The sequence below is a fragment of the Immundisolibacter sp. genome (genome assembly GCF_028696615.1).
Classification (GTDB): Bacteria; Pseudomonadota; Gammaproteobacteria; order Immundisolibacterales; family Immundisolibacteraceae; genus Immundisolibacter.
This window is the reverse complement of record NZ_JAQVGQ010000207.1, coordinates 1-4,750: the sequence shown is the minus strand read 5'-3', so window position 1 is coordinate 4,750 and position 4,750 is coordinate 1. Positions and strand designations below refer to the sequence as shown.

The following is a 4,750-nucleotide window of genomic DNA, read 5'->3' as shown; positions in this document are numbered from 1 at the left end:
CTCGATGCGCCCGCGGAGCCGTTCGGCAGTCTCGGTTTTCACCTTCCAGATCGGTTCGAGCACTTCCAAGATATGCGGCGTGTCGATGTCGCGCACCTGTAGCTTGGCGAGGGTCGGGAAGGCGTAGGTGGTCAGCGTGTTGGTCCACTGCTGGGCGTGCTTCGCGTTCTTCCACTCGGGGGACTTCGCCGCAATGCACAGCCGCGCGGCCTCCTCGAACGTGATCTCAGTTGCCCGGCTCGCCAGCAGAGCGGAGCGCGCGGCCTTGCGCTCCGCTATCGGGTCGATGCCTTGGGCGATCTTCTCCCGGACCTCGCGCGCCTTGTCTCGGGCCTGCTGTAGCGTCACCGCCGGATACCCGCCCAAGCCGACCTCGCTGCGGCGCTGCCTGCCGCTCGCGGTCGCCCCGATAGTGACCCGCAGCAGCCAGGTCTTTCCTCCGCCGGGGAGGACTTGAAGATGGAGCCCAGGCACGCCCCCAACGGCGTACATCCCCGGCTCTGAGAGGCGTTTCACCTCCAACGCTGATAGTTCTTTCGCAACTCGTGGCATAATCTCGCACCCGCCTATACACCCGCCTAAGATTACGCGATCTTACGCGATAAGTCGAGACCATCCGAGACGATCGCCGCGGCAGAAGTCTTGTATTTACGCGGGTTTGCTGGCACTATGGCGACGTTACGCGATGACGCGAGACACTACGGTGGGGGACTCCCTCTCCGCCACCCTTGGGAAATGCGGAAGATTCCCTCCCTGGAGTTTTTCGGCCCGCCGTCGCGCGGTACACGCGCGCCCGACGCTCCGTGAATCAAGGGCGAATCCCTGATGCACGCCGGCGCAGGACAGCAACTGGCGGCGCCGGCCGCACCTGCAAACCCGGTGCGGCCGGTCGTGCCGCGGTCAGGCCAGATCGAATCGATCGGCGTTCATCACCTTGACCCAGGCGGCGACGAAGTCGCGGACGAACTTCTCGGCCGCATCGTCGCTGGCGTAGACCTCGGCGATCGCGCGCAGTTCAGCATTCGAGCCGAACACCAGATCCGCCCGTGTGCCGGTCCACTTGACGGCGCCGGTGGCGCGGTCGCGCGCTTCGTAAAGACCCGCGCCGGCCGCCTTCCACTCCACGCCCATGTCGAGCAGGTTGACGAAAAAGTCGTTGGTCAGCACGCCGGGGCGGGTGGTGAGCAGGCCGTGTTTGGAGCCGCCATGGTTGGTGCCCAGCGCGCGCAGGCCGCCGACCAGCACCGTCATCTGCGGCGCGGTGAGGGTGAGTAACTGCGCGCGGTCGAGCAGCAGTTCCTCGGCGCGCGTCTTGACGCCCGCCTTGAGGTAATTGCGGAAACCATCCGCGATCGGCTCCAGCACGGCAAACGACTCGACGTCGGTTTGCTCGGCCGTCGCGTCGCCGCGACCGGGCGCGAACGGCACCGTGAGGTCGAACCCGGCCGCCCGGGCCGCCTGCTCGATGCCGACATTGCCGCCGAGCACGATCACATCGGCCACGCTGGCGCCGGCATCAGTGGCAATGCCTTCGAGCACGCCCAAAACGCGGGCCAGCCGCGCCGGCTCGTTGGCCTCCCAGTTCTTTTGGGGCGCCAGGCGAATGCGCGCGCCGTTGGCGCCGCCGCGCTTGTCCGAACCGCGGAAGCTGCGCGCACTGTCCCAGGCGGTGGCGACCAAATCACTCACGCCAAGGCCGCTGGCGGTGATCCGCGCCTTCACCGCCGCCACGTCGTAGTCGCGCCGACCTGCCGGCACCGGGTCCTGCCAGATCAGCACCTCGCTCGGCACTTCCGGGCCCAGATAGCGCTCGCGCGGCCCCATGTCGCGGTGCGTCAGCTTGAACCAGGCGCGGGCGAAGGCGTCGGCGAACTGGTCCGGGTTCTGCCAGAAGCGGCGCGCGATCGGCTCGTAGATCGGATCGAAGCGCAGGGACAAATCCGCCGTGGTCATCATCGGCGGGTGCTTCTTGGACGGATCGTGAGCGTCCGGGATCAGGTGCTCGGGTTTGCAGTTTTTCGGCGTCCACTGGTGCGCGCCGGCGGGGCGCTTGGTCAGTTCCCACTCGTAGCCGAACAGCATGTCGAAGTAGCCGTTGTCCCAGCGCGTCGGGTTCGGCTTCCAGGCGCCCTCGATGCCGCTGGTGGTGGTGTCGGCGCCCTTGCCGGTGCCAAAGGCGTTTTTCCAGCCGAGACCCAGCTGTTCGATGGGCGCCGCTTCGGGTTCCGGCCCGACCAGCTTGGGATCACCGGCGCCGTGCGCCTTGCCGAAGGTGTGACCGCCGGCCACCAGCGCCACGGTCTCCTCGTCGTTCATCGCCATGCGGGCGAAGGTCTCGCGCACGTCGCGGCCGGAGGCGACCGGGTCGGGCTTGCCGTCCGGGCCTTCAGGGTTCACGTAGATAAGGCCCATCTGCACCGCCGCGAGCGGGTTTTGCAGCTCGCGGTCGCCCGTGTAGCGGCTGTTCGGCTTGTCCGAGGTGGCCAGCCACTCGGCTTCGGCGCCCCAGTAGACGTCTTCCTCGGGCTCCCAGATGTCCTCGCGGCCGCCGCCGAAACCGAAGGTCTTGAAACCCATCGACTCCAGCGCCACGTTGCCGGCGAGGATCATCAGATCGGCCCAGGAAATCCGCTGGCCGTATTTTTGTTTGATCGGCCACAGCAGCCGGCGCGCCTTGTCGAGGTTGCCGTTGTCCGGCCAGCTGTTGAGCGGCGCGAAGCGCTGGTTGCCGCGCCCGGCGCCGCCGCGACCGTCGGCGATGCGGTAGGTGCCGGCGCTGTGCCAGGCCATGCGGATGAACAAGCCGCCGTAGTGGCCCCAGTCGGCCGGCCACCACGCTTGCGAGTCGGTCATCAGGGCCTTCAGATCGGCCTTCAGCGCGGCGTAGTCGAGCTTGTTGAACTCGGCGGCATAGTCAAAGCCGGCATCCAGCGGGTTCGTTTTCGGCGACTGCTGGCTCAGAATTTTCAGGTTCAACCGGTTCGGCCACCAGTCGTCGTTCGAGCGCGCGCCGGCGGCGGTGCGGCTGCCGTGGGTGGCGGCAAACGGGCATTTGGCTTCGTTGGACATGATCAACTCCTGAGCGGAGGCGGCTGCGAGGCATGCAATGTAGGCCAGTGGCTTCGATAAGCGCCAATTGCATTTTTCGATTGCCATGATAGTTTCATCGAATCGGTGCACATGCTCTTGACGCCACCGCCGCCGTGCGCTCCGGGCATTTTCCCGGCCCGGCTATAATCGTGACCCGTCATTTCCTCAAAATTAAGCAAGCCAAGTACGTGATCAATCGTCTCATTACGGCCGTCAAGGCATTGTTCGGCCGCGCCCCAGCGCCAGTAGAATCGAAAATCAGCCCGCCGCCCACGCCGCCCGTGTCGCAGCCGTCCCGGTCGCGCAAGAAGGCGCGGCCGTCCCCGCCCAAGGCGGAGGTTGCGCCAACGCGCGCGCCGCGCCCTGCACCCAAGCCGCCAGCACACACGACGGGCCTGCCGTTCGACGCCCTGCCGTTGGACCCGCGCCTGAAAGCCAACGTCGCCGCAGCAGGCTTCACCCACTGCACCGACATTCAGGAAAAAGCCTTGCCGGTACTGCTGGCCGGCAAGGATGTCGCCGGGCAGGCGCAGACCGGCACCGGCAAGACGGCGACCTTCCTGCTGGCATTGTTCCATCGCCTGCTCACCGAACCGGCGCCGCCCGGCCGGGTGCCGACGCAGCCGCGTGCGTTCGTGATGGCCCCCACGCGCGAGCTGGTGATCCAGATCCATCGTGACGCCCAGGTGCTCGGGCAGGGGCTCGGGCTCACGCTCGGGCTCGCCTACGGTGGCGTGGACTACGAAAAGCAGCGTGAGCAGATCGCCGCCGGTGTCGACGTGCTGATTGGCACCCCGGGTCGGCTCATCGACTTTCTGAAGCAAGGGGTATACGACTTGTCGGCCACGCAGGTCGTGGTGCTCGACGAAGCCGATCGCATGTTCGATCTCGGCTTCATCAACGACGTGCGCTACGTCATGCGGCGCATGCCGCCGCCGTCGCAGCGCTTGTCGATGATGTTCTCCGCCACGCTGGCGCAACGCGTGCTCGAGCTGGCTTACGAGCACATGCACGAACCCGAGCTGATCCGCATCGAACCGGAAAAGGTCACGGTCGATCGCATTCACCAGGTGATCTATCACACCGCCACCGACGAAAAGATTCCACTCCTCATCGGTCTGCTGCAGTCGCTTCCGGACGCGCGCAGCATGGTCTTCGTCAATACCAAGGCCGAGGCAGAGCGCGTCTGGGGCTACCTGCAGGCCAACGACATCCCGGCCGGGCTCATGACCGGTGACGTCCAGCAGCGCAAGCGAGAGCGCCTGCTCGAGCAGTTCCGCAGGGGCGAGCTGGCGGCGCTGGTGGCCACCGATGTCGCCGCCCGCGGGCTGCACATCGACGGCGTCACGCACGTGTTCAACTACGACTTGCCACAAGACGCTGCAGATTACGTGCACCGAATCGGCCGCACGGCGCGCGCGGGCGCTACCGGCGATGCCATCAGCTTCGGCTGCGAGCGCTACGTCTACTCGCTGCCGGACATCGAAAAATACATCGGCAAAAAACTGCCCGTCGAACCGATCCCCAAAGACAAACTCGTCAAACCCAAGCCGCGGGTGCGCCTGGCCAGCGAAGACCGCGTGGCGCCGCGGCCCGGGAGTGGCCGCTCCGGTGGCCGCAGCGCACAGGCAGGCTCGCACCCCTCAGGCCGCGGGCGTCG

At 66.7% G+C, this 4,750-nt stretch carries 3 protein-coding genes; 1 reads left to right on the top strand and 2 read right to left on the bottom strand.

Annotation, left to right across the window (positions count from 1 at the left end; all coding sequences use genetic code 11):
- Together PHC73_RS11670 and katG are read right to left on the bottom strand one after the other, a co-directional pair.
- A partial coding sequence (locus PHC73_RS11670) for an integrase arm-type DNA-binding domain-containing protein (RefSeq protein WP_300128348.1) occupies nucleotides 1–516 on the bottom strand: 516 nt, incomplete at its 3' end.
- 384 nt (nucleotides 517–900) lie between these two features.
- Nucleotides 901–3,069, bottom strand: coding sequence for a catalase/peroxidase HPI (gene katG, locus PHC73_RS11665; protein WP_300128345.1), 2,169 nt, complete (start codon nucleotides 3,067–3,069; stop codon nucleotides 901–903).
- 416 nt (nucleotides 3,070–3,485) lie between these two features.
- On the opposite strand from katG, the gene PHC73_RS11660 reads away from it, so the two are divergent.
- Nucleotides 3,486–4,750 (top strand): DEAD/DEAH box helicase (locus tag PHC73_RS11660; protein WP_366949868.1); only part of this gene is annotated, 1,265 nt, incomplete at its 3' end.

Coding starts and splice junctions, on each gene's coding strand:
- katG (WP_300128345.1), bottom strand. CDS start 3,069: ATGTCCAACGAAGCCAAATGCCCGTTTGCCGCCACCCACGGCAGCCGC.